The organism is Allobosea sp. GW822-FHT05A11, assembly GCF_058800455.1.
This window is the reverse complement of sequence record NZ_JBXAMI010000002.1, coordinates 850573-865838: the sequence shown is the minus strand read 5'-3', so window position 1 is coordinate 865838 and position 15266 is coordinate 850573. Positions and strand designations below refer to the sequence as shown.

Here is a 15266-nt window from a genome sequence, read left to right as displayed (position 1 = left end):
CCTCATTCGGCCGCTGCGACATGCAGGGGCCGGCTCGCCATCATGGACACCAAATCGTTAAGCTCTTCCTGATGGCACCCTTCGGATTCGGTCGCTCCCGCTATGGACCTTTCGGCTGGCGCCGTGTCGGCCGGCCGGTCGACTTCGTGGTCGCGCTCGGCCTGCTCGGTTTTCTCGGCCTCGCCGGCGCGATCCTGCAATACCGCCTCGGTCCGGCGCGGGAGCTTATCGGCGCGGCTCAGGCGATCGACGGCGATTCGGCGCGCCTGCTCGGCGAGGAACTGCGGCTGGAGGGGATCGACGCGCCCGAATACCGCCAGAGCTGCACCGCGCGCGACGGCAGACGGGTGGCCTGCGGGCGTGAGGCGCGGCGCGCCCTGCAGGCGCTGTTCGCGCGCGGGGTCACGCGTTGCGAGATCGGCAAGGCCGACCGCTACGGCCGCGGGCTCGCCCGTTGCTGGCAGGGCGAGATCGACATCAACGCGACGCTGGTGCGCGAAGGCCACGCGGTATCCTACGGCGCCTATCACGCCGAGGAGGACGCGGCGCGGGCGGCCGGTCGCGGCATCTGGGCGACGCAGTTCGAGCGCCCGGAGGCCTGGCGCCGCAGCCAGGGCCGTTAGGAAGAGCCCATCGCAAATCGTTCAAATGACGGACGTCCTGTTCCGCGGCAGTTGCGATCTTCCGGTCAGGCGGAAGCGCCGGGCTGGGAGGATTGAAACATGGTCGCGCCGTTCACCTATAATTTCTTCGGCCACCCCGAATTCATCTTCAATCTGAGCGGCTCGGTCGGGTTGAACGGCGCCAACAAGAGCGAGGATGTCCAGTTCATCCAGTTTGCTTTCAAGATTCTGGCGAGGCGCAGTCCCTTCGCGGAGCTGAACGCCGCGATCAAATCCATCGCCGTCGGCGAGCCCTGCACTGGCAGGGAAGGCGACAAGCTCGTCACGGCGATCCGGGCCTACCAGAAATGCCGGGCAGGCCTGACGGCTGACGGCAAGATCAATCTGGTTCCCGCCAACACGAACGGGAAGCTCTATACGATATACGCGATCAACATGGATCTCGTCGTTGAAGAGGGGGTGGACTACCCTCGCGTCGACCGGGTGTCCGGCTGCCCGGCCCTTGTGAAACAGGCGATCAGGGACATCTTTCACGACACCAAGGGAGATTGAGCCGCTCCCGGTGTCCGCCCACGCCGCATACGCTCAACATGGTTGACCGCTGCGCCGCCGTCGTGATCGGGTGCCCTCCGACACGGAGGCTGTTCGATGAAGCTCTATGATGGCGGACGGGCGCCGAATCCACGGCGGGTCCGCATCTTCTTCGCGGAGAAGGGTGTGCCGCTGCCGGAGCTCGTGCCGGTCGACATCGCCCGCAAGGAACACCGGACCGAGGCCTTCACCAGGCTGAACCCCGCCCAGCGCCTGCCCGTCCTCGAACTCGACGACGGCACCGCGCTCGCCGAGACGATCGCGATCTGCCGCTATCTCGAGGCGCTGCACCCGCAGCCGCCATTGTTTGGCCGGGATGCGAAGGAACAAGCCACCATCGAGATGTGGAACCGGCGCGTCGAGCTTGGCCTGTTCGCCAGCGTCGCCGCGATCTTCCGCCACAGCCACCCCTCGATGGCGGAGCTGGAGGACCAGGTGCCGGAATGGGCCGAAGCCAATCGTGACCAGATGGACGACCATCTCTGGCTGATCGAGCTGCAGCTCGCGGCCAATCCCTTCATCTGCGGCGAGGCCCTGACGGTGGCCGACATCACCGCCGGCATCGCCATCGACTTCATGAAGCCGTCGCGCGTGCCGTTGCCGGAGGATTTCGTCCATATCCGCCGCTGGCATGGCGCGCTGTCGGCCCGGCCGAGCTGGACGGTCTGATGCTTCGCCTGGCCCTGGCCCTGCTTGCCGCCCTGGCTTCGTTCGTTCCAACGTCGGCCGCCGAAAGGCTGAGCGGCGAGGCGATCGAGCGCGCCTTTCGCGGCAACACGGTCTCCGGCCGCTACACCAATGGCGGCTTCTTCACCGAGTATCACGACCCGAATGGCCAGGCGCTCGGCCACAATGGCTGGCAGGCCAATACCGATGCCTGCTGGATCACCAAGCCTGACCGCATCTGCTACTATTACGGCCCGCAGAGCGACCGGACGGTGCATTGCTTCTCGGTCGAGATGAGCGGCGATCTCTATGTCCTGCGCAACAGCGGCAACGGCATGGTCAATGCTCTGGCCAAGATCGAGCCCGGCAATCCCCGTGGTCATACCGATAACGGCACGCCGTGGTATTGCGACGGGCTGATCTCGCGGGGGGGCGAGCCCCCGATGAGCCGGAAACTGGCGCGGCGCTGATGTCCCGGTTTGCAGGCCTCGCGATTCTTGCCTTGAGTCTGCTGGCGGCGGCCCAGGCCGCGGCTGTCGAGCGACTGAGCGGCGAGCAGATCAGGCAGCTCTTCGAGGGCAACACCGTCTCGGGCCGCTATTCCGGCAGCAACCTGCCGTTCAGCGAATATCATCACGCCGATGGCCGGGCGAGCGGGCATAATCGCAACGTGCCGAACACCGATGCCTGCTGGATCACGACCCCGGACGCCGTCTGCTATTACTACGGCCCGCAGGAGAAGCGCCGCACCTATTGCTTCACCATCGAGACCAGCGGTGACCTCATCGTCATCCGCAGTCGCCCGAGTGGCCGCATCAACGGCCTCGCCCGCGTCGAGAAGGGCGATCCCTACGGCTACGCCGCGAGGAAATCCGACTGGGTTTGCGACGGGCTGATCTCGCAGGTGCCGGGCCGGTCGCGGCTGGCGCGCCGATGAACGCGACGGAGCGGCTCGACGAGGTGCTGGCGGAGCTGCGTGCCTGCCGAATATGCCGCGACGAGCCTCGCTACCTGCCGCCCCTGCCGCATCAGCCCCGCCCGGTCATCCAGGCATCGGTGACGGCCAGGATCTGCATCGCCGGCCAGGCGCCGGGCACGCGCGTCCATGCCAGCGGCCGGCCCTTCACCGACCCCTCGGGCGTGCGCCTCAGGAGCTGGCTCGGCATCGACGAGACGATTTTCTACGATGCGGCGAAGGTCGCCGTGGTGCCGATGGGGTTCTGCTTTCCCGGCCTCGACGCCAAGGGCGGCGACAAGCCGCCGCGCCGGGAATGCGCGCCGACCTGGCGAACCCGCGTCTTCGCGGCGCTGCCCCGGATCGAGCTCGTCTTGGCAATCGGGCGCTATGCCCAGAACTGGCATCTCGGCCCGAAGGAGGCCGCCAATCTCTCCGCCACCGTCGCCAACTGGCGCGAGATCCTCGCCAGGCCGGTCCTGCCGCGCGTCCTGCCTTTGCCGCACCCGTCCTGGCGCAACAATGCCTGGCTCAAGCGCAACCCCTGGTTCGAGGACGAGCTCGTACCGGTCCTGCGGGAAGAGGTGGCGCGGCTGCTGCGCTGACAGATTGGTTCAGTAGCGGAAGGGGCTGGAATCGAGCCCGCGATTGACCTGGCCGCGCACGCCGACGACCGAACGGACGGGCCCCAGCGCCGTCTCTCCCCGGGTTTCGAGATACACCAGCCCATCGGCCCGGCTGCCGTAGCCGTTGCGCGAACTCTTGCCGAACTCGGCGCGGACCGAACCGCCGGCCCGCACGCAGAATGCGGAGCCCTCCACCCGGACGAAGCCGGCACCGTATTCGGGGCAGGGGCGGGCGGCGGCGCCGGGCTTGGGAGCGGGCTTGGCGTAGGCTTCATGCGGCGCGGGCTTTCGCGGCAGCGGCTCGCCGATCGACTGCGCCGAGGCTGCGGACGCGAGGCCGGACAGAAGCAGGGCAAGGGCAGTGCGGAGCATGGCTGGAATCCGGGGCGACGATCCCTGCTACTGAGCCAGCAAGGCGTAGTTGTGGCAAGGCCGCCGGCTCTCGGTCGCCAATAGAAAACCCCGGCTTGCGCCGGGGTGAGTGTCCCTCGCGCCACGGCTCCGTTGGATCAGAGCAGGTTCGAAACGCGCGAGCGGATCAGGAAATTGTCGAACGTGTATTCGGCGATCTGGAACCAGAGATATTCGTCGCCGCGGAACGCCGCCATCGAATCGTAGAGCTTCTTGAAGTCCGGGTTCTTGGCGGAGGTTTCGGCATAGACCTCCTTCGAGGACTTCAGGCAGGCTTCGAGGATCTCCTGCGAAAACGGCCTGAGCTGCGCGCCGCCGGCGACGAGGCGCTTCAGCGCGGCCGGATTGCGGGCATCGTATTTCGCCTGCATGTCGATATTGGCCTGGGCGGCGGCCGTGGTGAGCAGCGATTTGTAGGTCTTCGGCAGCTCCTCCCATTTCTTGTCGTTGATGAAGAAATGCAGCGCCGCGCCGCCCTCCCACCAGCCGGGATAGTAGTAGTAGGGCGCAACCTTGTTGAAGCCGAGCTTCTCGTCATCGGCCGGGCCGACCCATTCGGCCGCATCGATCGTGCCCTTTTCGAGCGCCGGATAGATGTCGCCGCCGCCGATCTGCTGCGGCACGACGCCGAGCTTGCTCACCACCTGCCCGGCGAAGCCGCCGATGCGCATCTTGATGCCTTGCAGGTCGGCGACCGTCTTGATCTCTTTGCGGAACCAGCCGCCCATCTGGCAGCCGGTATTGCCGCCAGGCAGGGCGTAGATGTTCGCCTTCTTGTAGAACTCGTTCAGAAGCTCGTTGCCGCCGCCATGGTAGAACCAGGCGTTCTGCTGACGCGAATTCAGCCCGAACGGCACCGCGGTGCCGAAGGCGAAGGTCGGGTCCTTGCCGACATAGTAATAGGATGCGGTATGGCACATCTCGACCGTGCCGTTGGTGACCGCGTCCGCGGCTTGCAGGGCAGGCACGATCTCGCCGGCCGCGAAGACCTGGATCTGGAACTTGCCGTCCGTCGCTTCCGAGACCGCCTTCGCCAGCACCTCCGATGCGCCGTAGATCGTGTCGAGCGATTTCGGGAAGGATGATGTGACGCGCCATCTCACCTCGGGCATGGACTGCGCGATGGCCGGGCTCGCGATCACCCCGGCAGCAGCCCCGGCCCCGGCAACCTTCAGGAAATGACGACGACTCATCGATTTTGCCCTCCCCAAGGCCATGCGCGCCGGTTTTCCGGTCGTCGCGAACGCCTGTGAGGAAAGCAGGTCTGTTGGCGGGCGCAAGAGGAATTTGCATGGCAATCATGCAAATTCGTCATGAGTCGGCTGCGAACCTTTTCGAAGCGCGATCGATGAAGCCGCGCGTTTCCGCCGTTTCGATGAAAAAAGGCCCGGCTTTCGCCGGGCCTCCTGTCGATGAGCCGTCGTGGCGCCTGATCGCTCAGCGGGCGCGCGTGCGGACCTGGAAGACGTCGAAGCTGAGTTCGGCGACCTGCCACCAGAGATACTGGTCGGAGCGGAAGGCGGCCATGGTCTCGATCGCCTTCTTGAAGTCCGGGTTCTTGGCCGAGATCTCGGCATAGAGCTCGTTGGAGGCCTTGAGGCAGGCTTCCATCACGTCCTGCGGGAAGGGGCGCAGCTGCGTGCCGGCCGCGACCAGGCGCTTCAGCGCCGGCGGGTTCACCACGTCGTACTTCGCCGCCATCTGCGTGTTGGCATAGGTGCAGGCGGCCGTCAGCGCGGCCTGGTAGGCCTTCGGCAGGGCGTTCCACTTCTCCAGGTTGACGAAGGCGTGGACGGTCGGCCCACCCTCCCAGAAGCCCGGATAGTAGTAGTACGGCGCGACCTTCGCGAAGCCGAGCTTCTCGTCGTCATAGGGGCCGACCCACTCGGCGCCGTCGATCGTGCCCTTTTCGAGCGCCGGATAGATGTCGCCGCCGCCGAGCTGCTGCGGCACGAGGCCGAGCTTCTGCAGCACCGAGCCGGCGATGCCGCCGATGCGCATCTTCAGGCCCTGGATGTCGGCGACCGACTTGATCTCCTTGCGGAACCAGCCGCCCATCTGCGCGCCGGTATTGCCGCAGGGCAGGCCGTAGGCGTTGAACTTCTTGTAGAACTCGTTGAACATCTCGTTGCCGCCATGCTGGAACAGCCAGGCGTTCTGCATGCGGGCATTGAGGCCGAACGGCACCGAGGCGGCGATCGCGAACGTCGGGTCCTTGCCGACATAGTAATACGAGACGGTATGGGCCATCTCGACGGTGTTGTTCGTGACCGCATCGAGGGCCTGCAGCGCCGGAACGATTTCGCCGGCCGCGAAGACCTGGATCTGGAACTTGCCGTCGGTCAACTCGGAGACCATCTTGGCCATGATCTCGGCGCCGGCATAGATCGTGTCGAGCGACTTCGGGAAGCTCGACGCCAGGCGCCATTTGATTTCCGGGTTCGACTGGGCGACGGCCGGCATGGCGACGGCGGTCGCGGCAGCGCCAGCCGCGGCGGTCTGGATAAACTGACGACGCTTCATCTAGACATTCTCCTCGGATGTTTGGCGGATGCGGGCGTTTCGAAACAGGTTCTGCCGCCCGGCGTTCGGAATCGGGTTGTAGCGAATGGATTTTCCAAGTGCGAGGGATTTCATCGCCGATTCCTGCGACTTTCGGCTAGTTTCCATCCCCATCTTGGCGGGCTTCTGCGGCAGTGGTTAAAGCGGGCATGATCGAGACCGAAAACCTGCGCCTGCGCCGTCCCGAAATCGGAGATCTCGAAGCGATCCATGCGATGCGCAGCGATCTCGCCATCGTCCGCTTTCTCGGCGGCCGGGCGCTTAATCGCGAGGAAGCCTGGCATCGGCTGACCCGCATCGTCGGCCACTGGGCCCTGCGTGGCTATGGCATGTTCGCGGTCGTCGAGAAGCGCAGCGGCGCCCTCGTCGGAGAGGTCGGCCTGTTCGACGGTTGCAGGGGTCTCTCCCCGGATTTCGACAATGCGCCGGAGGCCGGCTGGATTCTGGCCGGCGAGGCGCACGGCAAGGGCTATGCGGGGGAGGCGGCGGCGGCCGCGCATCGCTGGTTTGCCGCCGCACATGGCGAGCAGCGCAGCGTCTGCATCATCGCGCCCGAGAATCTTGCCTCCTTCCGTGTGGCGCACAAGCTCGGCTACAAGAGCTTCGGACAGGTCGATTACCAGAACGGGCCGGTGGTGATGCTCGAACGCATTCCCGGCTGACGAAGCGGAGCGGGAAATATGGATCAGGACAGGCTCGCGAAGCTGCGGGAGCGCTATTCCGGCAGCGGTGGCGGCGAAATCCGCGACCCGCATTTCGCCAAGGTGGCTGCCGGCCAGTTCACCGGCGACCAGCGCAAATGGCCCTTCGCGGATGTCGCGACCTTCCTCGGCGCGCCCTATCGCCCTGACGCCCTTGCCGCGCCCGGCCTCGGCGGTCTCGATGTCGCGATCATCGGCGTGCCCATGGATCTCGGCGTTACCAACCGCGCCGGCGCGCGCCTGGGCCCGCGCGCCGTCCGCGCCATCGAGCGCATGGGGCCGATGGATCATGCGCTGGGCACCGCGCCCTTCACCATGCTCAAGGCGGCCGATATCGGCGACGTGCCGTTCCGCTCGCGCTATTCGCTGGAGAGCTGCCACGAGGATATCGAGGCGACCTTCAGGACGATCGTCGAGGCCGGCGTCTCGCCGCTCGCCGTCGGCGGCGACCATTCGATCACCTACTCGATCCTGAAGGCGGTCGGCGCGAAGCGTCCGGTCGGCATGGTCCATATCGACGCCCATTGCGACACCTCCGGCCCTTACGAGGGCTCGAAATTCCACCATGGCGGGCCGTTCCGGCAGGCTGTGCTCGACGGCGTGCTCGACCCGCAGCGGGTCATCCAGATCGGCATCCGCGGCGGCGCCGAATATCTCTGGGAGTTCTCCTACGAATCCGGCATGACCGTGATCCATGCCAATGAGGTCGACGATCTCGGCCTTGACGCGGTGATCGCCAAGGCGCTGGCCGTGATCGGCGACGGGCCGACCTATGTGTCCTTCGACGTCGATTCGCTCGATCCCGGCTTCGCGCCCGGCACCGGGACGCCGGAAGTCGGCGGCCTGAGCCCGCGCGAGGCCCTCGCGATCCTGCGGGCGCTCAAGGGGCGCGACATCGTCGCTGCGGATGTCGTAGAGGTGGCGCCGCAATACGACGCGACCAGCAATACGGCGCAATGTGCGGCCCAGGTGCTCTTTACGGAGCTTTGCCTGTTGGCTGAGGCGCGCGCTTCGGGAAAAGGAAGACCATGATTCGGATTCGATCGATCGCGCGGATCGCCGCGCTGAGCGGGCTGTGCCTGCTGGCCCCGGCTGCGCGTGCCGAGGTGCCGGCCAATGGGCAGGCCTATCTGGATGCGGCCCTCGCTTCCGTCGAATCGCTGCTCAGGCTCTACGATGGCAAGGGAACTCTTCCGCGCCTGTCCGATCCGGTCGATGGCAAGGTTCTCGCCGATGTCTGGAATGTGCCGGCGATCCTCGGTAAGGCGCCCTACGGCGCCGCCGATCTCCCGGCGCTGCACGATATCGTGCAGAAGCAGACCCGCGTCCTTCAGGTCTACGCCCTGTTCCAGCCGGGGCAGGGCCGAAAGGAACCGGACCTGGCCGCGAACGCCGTCGAATTCCAGGATGAATTGACCCGCGCGCGCGTCTTTCTGCTCAAGGCCGCCGGCGGCACCTTGTCGGCGATCAACGATTTCTCCTTCAGGCTGAAGGAGGAAGACAAGACCGAGGCGCGCGCGCAAGGCTTGCGGCAGATGCGGCTCGGCCTGCAGGAGATCGTCGTCGGCGCGGCGCTGGCGCTGCGCGGCACCGGGCTGCGCGATGCGAATCGCCTGCTGCTCGCACAGGCTTTCGCGGAAAATGCCGGGGGCATTGCCGCCGCGCTCGCCCCACCGGACCGCAACGCCCTCGTCGGCGCGCTTCAGGCGGTGAGCCCGACCCTGAAGCCGGAAGCGCAGAAGGCGGTTGCGGAATTTGCCTCTGTCGTGGCCGCCGCTCCCTGCGAAGGCTTCTGCAAGGTCAATTGAGACAGGCCCGGCCTTTCAGGGCCGGGTTGCCAGCCAGATCACGTGGCGCGCCCCGCCGCCGGTGCGGCGGGCGCGTGCCGTCACCTCTTCGGTGGCGAAGCCGGCCTGGCGCAGCCGCCGGGTGAAGCCATGGTCAGGCCCCGAGGACCAGACCGCGAGGATGCCGCCGGGCCGCAGCGCGGCTTTGGCGGCCTGCAGCCCCGCCGCCCCGTAGAGCTGGTCGTTGCCGGCCACGGTCAACCCCTCCGGACCATTGTCGACATCGAGCAGGATGGCGTCGTGGCGCCCTTTGCCGGCCGCGATGGCCGCGGCGACGTCGGTGACACGCATCTGCACGCGGGCATCGTCGAGGCTGCCGCCGAAGACTGCGGCCATTGGGCCCCGCGCCCAGGCGACGACGGCGGGGATCAACTCGGCCACCTCCACCTGCGCGTCGTCAGGCAGCTTGGCGAGCGCGGCCCGCAGCGTGAAGCCCATCCCCAGGCCGCCGATCAGGATGCTCGGCTGCCGGCGCTGTCCCAGCCGGTCGCAGACCAGGGTCGCCAGCGCCTCCTCCGAGCCGCTGAGGCGGCTGTTCATCAGCTCGTTGCTGCCGAGCATGATCGAGAATTCGCTGCCGCGCTGCTTCAGCCGGAGGTCGCCGCTGCCGTCCGGCAGCGCTGCGGTATCGAGGGTGGTCCAGGGTATCACGTCGCTCTCGCCTGTCTGGGAAGCCGCCTTATAGCTCATTCGGCTCGAACGCCTGGAAGCCAAAACGATATGCGCTGATTGCATGAAATATCGTCACGCATGACGTTGATCGGTCGATGATGCATGGCTATCTCATGTTGCGGCGCAGCATTGCGCCTGCTTCTCCGTGAAAGCTCGTCATGACACTCGCCGCGAACGATCGCAGCCTGGATGCGCCGGTATCCGCCCGTACGCCCGTCCCGGTGGGGCTGGTGCTGTTCGCGCTGGCCATGGGCGGCTTCGCCATCGGCACCACCGAATTCGCGGCGATGAGCCTGTTGCCTTACTTCTCGGCGGGGCTTGGCGTCGACGAGCCGACGGCCGGCCACGTCATCAGCGTCTATGCGCTCGGCGTCGTCGTCGGCGCGCCGCTGATCGCGGTGCTGGCGGCGCGGATTCCGCGCCGGACGCTGCTGATCGGGCTGATGGGCCTGTTCGCGCTCGGCAACGGGCTGAGCGCGCTCGCCCCGAACTATCATTGGATGCTGGTCTTCCGTTTCCTGAGCGGGCTGCCGCACGGCGCTTATTTCGGGGTCGCGGCGCTGGTCGCAGCCTCCCTCTCGGCGCCGAACCGGCGGGCGCAGTCGGTGGCGCGCGTCATGCTCGGTCTGACGGTCGCGACGATCATCGGCGTTCCCGTCGCAAGCTGGATGGGGCAGGTCCTGGGCTGGCGCTCGGGCTTTGCCATCGTCTCCGCGCTCGCCTTGCTGACGGCCCTCCTGATCGCGCTGTTTGCGCCGCGCGATGCAGTGCAGCCTGGCGCGAGCCCATTGCGGGAGCTCGGTGCGCTGAAGCGCCGGCAGGTCTGGCTGACGCTCGCGACCGGCGCCATCGGCTTCGGCGGGCTCTTCGCCGTCTACGCTTATCTCGCTTCGACGCTGATGGCGGTGACCGGGGTCTCGCCCGCGCTGGTCCCTGTCGTGCTCGCGGTCTTCGGTCTGGGGCTGACGGCAGGCACGCTCGTCGCCGGCTGGGCGGCTGACAGGGCGCTCGTTCCCGCAACCGCAGGCATGCTGCTCTGGAGCGCCTTCTGGCTGGCGGCCTTTCCCTTCGCTGCCGGCAATATCTGGGCGGTGTCGCTGGTCATCTTTATGATCGGCAGCGGCGGCGGGCTCGGTGCCATGCTGCAGACCCGGTTGATGGATGTCGCCGACGACGCGCAGACGCTGGCTGCCGCGCTCAATCACAGCGCCTTCAACACCGCCAATGCGCTCGGCCCCTGGCTCGGCGGCATGGCGATCGCCGCTGGCTACGGCTGGACCTCGACCGGCTGGGTCGGTGCGGCGCTGGCGCTCGGCGGTCTCGCGATCTGGATCGTCGCGGTTCTCGACGCTCGCCGCTGAGTAGGGCGGCGGGTCTCCGCCCCGCCTGTACCCCTGCTTCTTTGGTCGCATCTCGGCTCCAGGCGCGGATTTGGACGCGCAAGCTGCGAAAAGCTGCATCGCTCCCTCTTGCGAGTGGAATGAAACTGCGCCCAATCTGTCGCCACAGAACCGGACCGGGACAACAGCAAGACCGGCCGGCTGAATCTGCGGAGGTCCCATGAAGAGTTTCGTTCGTTTTATCGCGGCGGCGGCGTTGACGGTCGTCGGCGCGACAGGGGCGCTCGCCCAGGCCAAGGAGTGGAAGGAGATCCGGATCGGCACGGAGGGTGCCTATCCGCCCTACAACAACCTGAATGCCAAGAAGGAGCTCGAGGGCTTCGAGATCGATTACGGCAACCTGCTCTGCGAGAAGATGAAGGTGAAATGCACCTGGGTCGTGCAGGATTGGGACGGCATCATCCCGGCGCTGCAGGCCAACAAGTATGACGTCATCTTCGCCGGCATGAACGCGACCGATGAACGCAAGAAGCAGGTCGACTTCACCTCCGTCTACAGCAAGACCCCGATCTGGGTGATCGGCCCGAAGACCACCAAGTCGGACGACATCTCGCCGGCCGCCCTCAAGGGCAAGTCGATCGGTGCGCAGGGCTCGACGATCCACGCCAACTACGTCGAGAAATTCTACAAGGATTCGACCGCGCGCCTCTATCCGACCCAGGAAGAGGCTAATCTCGATCTGCTCAACGGCCGTCTCGACTATATCGTCGCCGACGCGCTCGCCCTTGCCGATTTCCTCAAGGGGAAGGGCAAGGATTGCTGCAAGAAGATCGCCGAGGTGAAGCGCGACGACGCCATCCACGGTCCCGGCGTCGCCGGCGCGGTCCGCAAGACCGACACGGCGCTGAAGGACATGATCAGCAAGGCCATCGCCGAGACCATGGCCGACGGCTCGCACAAGAAGCTCGAGGACAAGTGGTTCAAGTTCGACTGATCTGACATCGACGATGATCACCCGCCGGCCGCATCGGGCCGGCGGGCTTCAGTTCCTCGCGCGCCGGCCCTCCCATGTTCGACAAATTCGCTCTGCTTGGCTTCGGGGCCGGCGGCTGGGGCCTGGCCCTGCTGCAAGGTGCCGCCAACACCATATCCGTCGCGCTCGCGACCTTGCCGTTCGGCCTGGCCCTCGGCCTGATCATCGCGCTGTTGAAACGTTCCGACAGCGTGTTTTTGCGCGCGCTGGCGACGATCTACACCACCGTCTTCCGCGGCGTGCCGGAACTGCTGACGCTCTACATCATCTATTTCGGCATCCAGGTGCTGATGCAGCGAATCTGGACCGGCTTCTCGATCCCGCCCTTCGTCGCCGGCATGGTCGCGCTCGGCCTCGTGCTCGCGGCCTTCTCCAGCGAAGTCTGGGTCGGCGCTCTGAACTCGATCCAGAAGGGCCAGCGCGAGGCCGCTTCGGCGCTCGGCCTGTCGAAGGCGCAGGCCTTCCGCCTCGTCGTCTTCCCGCAGCTGATCCGCGTGGCGCTGCCCGGCCTCGGCAACAACTGGATGGTGCTGCTGAAGGAGACTTCGCTGATCTCGGTCATCACGCTGCAGGACATCATGTTCATCGCGACGCGGGCCAATGTCGTGACCAAGGAGCCGTTCCTGTTCTTCGGCACGGCGATGCTGCTCTATTTCTTTTTCTCGCTGGTTTCCGCCTGGGGCATCGACAAGCTCGAACAGCGCACCAATCGCGGCCAGGCCGCCTTCGGCGGAGCGACGCGATGAACTGGTGCGAATATCCCGGTTATCTCGTCGGCAGCGAGGTCCTGCAGAACTACGGCTGCCGGATGGCGAGCGGCCTCTGGGTCACCTTCGAACTGGTGGTGATCACGGTCGCCATCGGCTTCGTGCTGGCGCTCGGCCTCGCCATTGCCAGGCTCTATGGCCCGCGCTGGGCGCGGATGGCGGTCAGCGGCTACACCACCTTCCTGCGCGGCACGCCGCTGCTCTGCCAGCTCTTCCTCGTCTATTACGGCCTCGGCCAGTTCCGCGAGTTCTGGCAGGATGTTGGCCTGTGGTGGTTCTTCCGCGAGCCGTTCTACTGCGCGGCTTTCACCTTCACGATCAACACAGCCGCCTATCAGGCCGAGATCCTGCGCGGCGCCATCCAGTCGGTCCCGCGCGGGCAGTTCGAGGGGGCGCTCTCGCTTGGCCTGCATCGCTGGGCGACCCTGCGCCGCGTCGTGCTGCCGCAGGCGATGATCCTGGCGCTGCGCCCGCTCGGCAACGAATTGATCGTGATGATCAAGTCGAGCGCGATCGTCTCGCTGGTGACGCTGTTCGACCTGATGGGGGCGACGCGGCTGGCCTTCGCCCGCTCCTTCGATCTTTCGATCTATCTCTATGCCGCGTTGATCTATCTCGTGCTGGTCGAGATCATCCGGCGTGTCTGGGACAGGCTCGAGATCAGGCTGAGCCGCCATATGGCATTGCGCTGACCCGGCCTCAACCCGGCAGGGTCAGGACCACCGCGCCGCGAGGCGTCGCGACGACGGTATGCTCGTACTGTACGGTGGGCGCGCAAGGATCGCTGTAGAGCGTCCAGCGGTCGCCGTCGCCATGCTCGGCCCAGTCCGCGCCCAGAGACAGGAAAGGCTCGACGGTGAAGACGAGCCCGTTCGTCATGGTCCGGCGCTCTTTGCGATCCGGCCATGTCGCGATCTCCGTCGGCTCTTCGTGCAGCGAGCGGCCGACGCCGTGGCTCGCGAGATTGCGCACCAGCGTGTAGCCGTTCTTCTCGGCGAAGCGCCCGACGGCCTGCCCAATCCCTGCAAGCGGCTTGCCGGCGCCGACCTGGCCGATACCGGCCCAGAGCGCGCGGCGGCCGTCGCGGCACAGGCGTTCCAGTTTCGGCCTGACCGGCGGCACGGCGAAGGATGCGCCGGTATCGCCGAAGAAGCCGTTCTTCTCGGCGGAGACGTCGATATTGACGAGGTCTCCCGCGAGGATGCGGCGTTCGCCGGGAATGCCGTGGGCGACCTCCTCGTTGACGCTGATGCAGGTCGCGCCGGGGAACTCATAGGCGAGTTCCGGGGCAGGGCGCGCGCCATGGCGTTCGAGATAGTCGCGGCCGATCGCGTCGAGCTCGGCCGTGGTCATGCCGGGTTCGATCGCCTTGCCCATGGCCGCGAGCGCGCGGGCCACGATGCCGCCGATCTCTTTCAGCGCCTGCAATTCGTCGTCGTTCGATATCGTCATGAGCCGGAGCTAAGCCGCTGGTCCTCCGGCCGCAAGGGAAAAGCCGCATGGGCGGATGGCGTGCAATCGCCTTTCCCGCCCGGCGTGCGCACGCTAAAGCGTGGACATCTTCGGAGAAAAGCGGGAGCTCGGCATGGCCAAAGTCGCATTCATCGGTCTCGGCGTGATGGGGTTTCCCATGGCCGGCCATCTCAAGGCCAAGGGGCATGAGGTCACCGTCTACAACCGCAACCCGACGAAAGCGCAGGAATGGGTCTCCCGCCATGGCGGCGTCTCGGCGCCGACCCCGGCCGATGCCGCGAAGGGCCAGGAGATCGTCTTCTGCTGCGTCGGCAACGATGACGACCTGCGCGCCGTGACGATCGGCGAGAACGGCGCCTTCGCCGGCATGGAGAAGGGCGCGGTCTTCGTCGACCACACCACGGCCTCGGCCAATGTCGCGCGCGAACTCTATGAGGCCGCGAAGCAGGGCGGCTTCGGCTTCGTCGATGCGCCCGTCTCGGGCGGGCAGGCCGGCGCCGAGAACGGCGTGTTGACCGTGATGTGCGGCGGCGAGCCCGAGACCTATGCCCGGGTCGAATCGGTGATCGCGAGCTTCGCGCGCATGTGCAAGCTGATGGGCCCGGCCGGCTCCGGTCAGCTCACCAAGATGGTCAACCAGATCTGCATCGCGGGACTGGTGCAGGGCCTGTCGGAGGGCGTCCATTTCGCCAAGCGCGCCGGGCTCGATGTCGAGGCCATGCTGGAGGTCATCTCGAAGGGCGCCGCCGGCTCCTGGCAGATGGAGAACCGCGGCAAGACGATGAACCAGAACAAGTTCGATTTCGGCTTCGCCGTCGACTGGATGCGCAAGGATCTCGGCATCGTCCTCGACGAGGCCCGCCGCAACGGCGCGCAACTGCCGGTCACCGCGCTGGTCGACCAGTTCTATGCCGAGGTCCAGAAGATGGGCGGCAAGCGCTGGGATACGTCGAGCCTGATCGCCCGCCTGGAAGGCTGAGATCACGCTGGCCCGGTCTC

General features: G+C 66.5%; 19 protein-coding genes. 14 read left to right on the top strand and 5 right to left on the bottom strand.

Translation table 11 applies throughout. The features are described 5' to 3' along the window. Positions 1-71: 71 nt before the first annotated feature. From AC1RLU_RS09380 to AC1RLU_RS09355, 6 genes are all read left to right on the top strand, one after another. Entirely contained in the window at positions 72-623 is a 552-nt protein-coding gene (locus AC1RLU_RS09380) for a thermonuclease family protein (RefSeq protein WP_492795160.1), read from the top strand. Between the two features lie 99 nt (positions 624-722). Next, entirely contained in the window at positions 723-1175 is a 453-nt protein-coding gene (locus tag AC1RLU_RS09375) for a hypothetical protein (protein ID WP_492795159.1), read from the top strand. A gap of 96 nt (positions 1176-1271) precedes the next feature. Beyond that, positions 1272-1883, top strand: a complete 612-nt coding sequence (locus tag AC1RLU_RS09370; RefSeq protein WP_492795158.1) for a glutathione S-transferase family protein — start codon at positions 1272-1274, stop codon at positions 1881-1883. Beyond that, positions 1883-2350 (top strand): hypothetical protein, encoded by a 468-nt coding sequence (locus AC1RLU_RS09365; protein ID WP_492795156.1) that lies wholly within the window; start codon positions 1883-1885, stop codon positions 2348-2350. Before AC1RLU_RS09370 ends, AC1RLU_RS09365 begins: the two co-directional genes overlap by 1 nt. Further along, entirely contained in the window at positions 2350-2817 is a 468-nt protein-coding gene (locus tag AC1RLU_RS09360) for a hypothetical protein (protein ID WP_061964351.1), read from the top strand. Before AC1RLU_RS09365 ends, AC1RLU_RS09360 begins: the two co-directional genes overlap by 1 nt. Beyond that, a complete protein-coding gene (locus AC1RLU_RS09355) occupies positions 2814-3440 on the top strand; it encodes a uracil-DNA glycosylase family protein (RefSeq protein ID WP_492795155.1) in 627 nt (208 codons plus the stop codon). The genes AC1RLU_RS09360 and AC1RLU_RS09355 overlap by 4 nt, the downstream gene beginning before the upstream one ends. Positions 3441-3449: 9 nt before the next feature. On the opposite strand, the gene AC1RLU_RS09350 is transcribed toward AC1RLU_RS09355, so the two are convergent. The 3 genes from AC1RLU_RS09350 to AC1RLU_RS09340 form a co-directional block, all read right to left on the bottom strand. Next, the gene (locus AC1RLU_RS09350; protein ID WP_113586028.1) at positions 3450-3833 is read right to left on the bottom strand and encodes a porin family protein; all 384 of its coding nucleotides are present in this window, start codon (positions 3831-3833) and stop codon (positions 3450-3452) included. Positions 3834-3970: 137 nt separating this feature from the next. Then, the gene (locus tag AC1RLU_RS09345) at positions 3971-5065 is read right to left on the bottom strand and encodes a TRAP transporter substrate-binding protein (RefSeq protein ID WP_492795153.1); all 1095 of its coding nucleotides are present in this window, start codon (positions 5063-5065) and stop codon (positions 3971-3973) included. 244 nt (positions 5066-5309) lie between these two features. Beyond that, positions 5310-6395, bottom strand: coding sequence for a TRAP transporter substrate-binding protein (locus tag AC1RLU_RS09340; protein WP_492795151.1), 1086 nt, complete (start codon positions 6393-6395; stop codon positions 5310-5312). A 188-nt stretch (positions 6396-6583) separates the two neighbouring features. On the opposite strand from AC1RLU_RS09340, the gene AC1RLU_RS09335 reads away from it, so the two are divergent. The 3 genes from AC1RLU_RS09335 to AC1RLU_RS09325 are packed head-to-tail and all read left to right on the top strand — an operon-like array spanning position 6584 to position 8943. Beyond that, positions 6584-7096, top strand: a complete 513-nt coding sequence (locus AC1RLU_RS09335) for a GNAT family N-acetyltransferase (protein ID WP_492795149.1) — start codon at positions 6584-6586, stop codon at positions 7094-7096. A gap of 18 nt (positions 7097-7114) precedes the next feature. Beyond that, positions 7115-8167, top strand: coding sequence for an agmatinase (speB, locus tag AC1RLU_RS09330; protein WP_113586031.1), 1053 nt, complete (start codon positions 7115-7117; stop codon positions 8165-8167). Continuing rightward, entirely contained in the window at positions 8164-8943 is a 780-nt protein-coding gene (locus AC1RLU_RS09325) for a hypothetical protein (protein ID WP_492795147.1), read from the top strand. Before speB ends, AC1RLU_RS09325 begins: the two co-directional genes overlap by 4 nt. Before the next feature lie 15 nt (positions 8944-8958). Here the strand turns inward: AC1RLU_RS09325 and AC1RLU_RS09320 are convergent, their stop codons facing one another. Next, complete coding sequence (locus AC1RLU_RS09320; protein WP_091856146.1) at positions 8959-9633, bottom strand: spermidine synthase family protein; 675 nt, start codon at positions 9631-9633, stop codon at positions 8959-8961. A 179-nt stretch (positions 9634-9812) separates the two neighbouring features. Here AC1RLU_RS09320 and AC1RLU_RS09315 point away from each other — a divergent pair, with 179 nt between their 5' ends. The 4 genes from AC1RLU_RS09315 to AC1RLU_RS09300 all read left to right on the top strand — a co-directional run bounded on the left by AC1RLU_RS09315 (position 9813) and on the right by AC1RLU_RS09300 (position 13486). Then, a complete protein-coding gene (locus tag AC1RLU_RS09315) occupies positions 9813-11015 on the top strand; it encodes an MFS transporter (RefSeq protein ID WP_492795145.1) in 1203 nt (400 codons plus the stop codon). A 199-nt stretch (positions 11016-11214) separates the two neighbouring features. Then, on the top strand, positions 11215-11988 hold the full coding sequence (locus AC1RLU_RS09310) for a transporter substrate-binding domain-containing protein (RefSeq protein ID WP_492795143.1): 774 nt from the start codon (positions 11215-11217) through the stop codon (positions 11986-11988). 74 nt (positions 11989-12062) lie between these two features. Then, the gene (locus AC1RLU_RS09305) at positions 12063-12773 is read left to right on the top strand and encodes an ABC transporter permease (RefSeq protein ID WP_061964335.1); all 711 of its coding nucleotides are present in this window, start codon (positions 12063-12065) and stop codon (positions 12771-12773) included. Next, the gene (locus AC1RLU_RS09300) at positions 12770-13486 is read left to right on the top strand and encodes an ABC transporter permease (RefSeq protein ID WP_091855675.1); all 717 of its coding nucleotides are present in this window, start codon (positions 12770-12772) and stop codon (positions 13484-13486) included. The genes AC1RLU_RS09305 and AC1RLU_RS09300 overlap by 4 nt, the downstream gene beginning before the upstream one ends. Before the next feature lie 7 nt (positions 13487-13493). Here AC1RLU_RS09300 and map read toward each other — a convergent pair whose 3' ends face one another. Next, positions 13494-14246, bottom strand: coding sequence for a type I methionyl aminopeptidase (map, locus tag AC1RLU_RS09295; protein ID WP_091855674.1), 753 nt, complete (start codon positions 14244-14246; stop codon positions 13494-13496). A gap of 133 nt (positions 14247-14379) precedes the next feature. Between map and AC1RLU_RS09290 the strand changes: the two genes are divergently transcribed. After that, the gene (locus AC1RLU_RS09290; protein ID WP_492795140.1) at positions 14380-15246 is read left to right on the top strand and encodes an NAD(P)-dependent oxidoreductase; all 867 of its coding nucleotides are present in this window, start codon (positions 14380-14382) and stop codon (positions 15244-15246) included. Positions 15247-15266: the final 20 nt, after the last annotated feature.